This is a genomic window from Neisseria oralis (genome assembly GCF_045062685.1).
Lineage (GTDB): Bacteria > Pseudomonadota > Gammaproteobacteria > Burkholderiales > Neisseriaceae > Neisseria > Neisseria oralis.
Genome location: NZ_JBJGEB010000031.1, coordinates 1 through 1,129 on the forward strand (window position 1 = coordinate 1; position 1,129 = coordinate 1,129).

Below are 1,129 nucleotides of genomic sequence, written 5' to 3' on the forward strand. Positions count from 1 at the left end.
TTGTCCATATTCTGCCTGTTTGCCCTCCGGTTTTCAACCGGTCCGTATCCGTTTTATTGCAATGCGCGTCGAATTTCCTTCTTCGCGCTGTCTATGCCTTTGCCTACCCCGCCCACCAGCTTCTCCACCAGCGAGTTGGATTTCTCCAATGCCACAATGGTCGTTGCCGCCATGCTTTCCGTATTTTCCAGACGGCCTCAATGTATTTCCGAGAACAGAGGCCGTCTGAAACTTGAAACACACAAACCGCAGGCGACAAAAAAACCGCACAAAGTGCGGTCGGTTTTTAAAATGTTTTTTATCGGAACGGAAAATGAAAAATTTTCAGACGGCCTCTGAGCTTAACAGGCCGTCTGAAAAAATCATTTAGTAACGGAGATAATCGGGGTGGCGGGAACAGCCAGAATAACGGACAGTACATTTAAATGGTTGCCCTGCCTCACATGCAGAAATCGCTTTTTGTTCCGCATCAGACAATAATGTAGCATTCTTTGCCGCAGCCCTATATTTTCCGCCACTGCTGCCTAATGCGATCGCTCCACACCGATTCTGAAATTCAGTCATTAAGCTACAGCCTTCCCCATTGCGATCCAATGGATTCTTACCACCTCCTGCCTTAATGCAATTTGCCAATGCCTCTTTATTGGCGGAGCGGTAGCCTTTGGTATTGTTTTCAGAATAGCCGATCGCTTGATTTGCTGCATTATAATAAATAGCTCCCCAATGGGTAGGAATATTAATGACATAGTCACTTTGTCCTATCGGACGGTTATTACCCGCACATCCCGGCAAATTAGGATGATAAACACAGGGATTATTCATTTCATTTGCATGCGCAAAACTACTTGATATTATTGCAAAAAATATCCAAAATATATTCTTCATAATCATCTACCTTACTTAACTGTTCCATCATCACCCTGTTTCCGGTCCTGATGCACCCTAGGCGACCCATCCGAATTTCGCGGACTGTTCCCGCCTTGCAACGGGTTATAAGTATTAAACCCCAACGAAGACCCGATCAGATTCCCCACCAGCAACGGCGCCGTTATCATCAGCGTGCTCATCATCAGCCCCAAGCCGCCCTGCATGATCGTAATCTGCGCAATGCCCGGACGATCTTGCGATG

1 protein-coding gene and 1 pseudogene are annotated in these 1,129 nt (G+C 46.6%); both read right to left on the minus strand.

The window, feature by feature from the left end:
* Window positions 1–366: 366 nt before the first annotated feature.
* On the minus strand, window positions 367–885 hold the full coding sequence (locus ACI43T_RS11915) for a DUF4189 domain-containing protein (RefSeq protein ID WP_405387324.1): 519 nt from the start codon (window positions 883–885) through the stop codon (window positions 367–369).
* An 11-nt stretch (window positions 886–896) separates the two neighbouring features.
* Window positions 897–1,129, minus strand: a pseudogene (locus ACI43T_RS11920) (type IV secretion system protein); the annotation flags it as partial.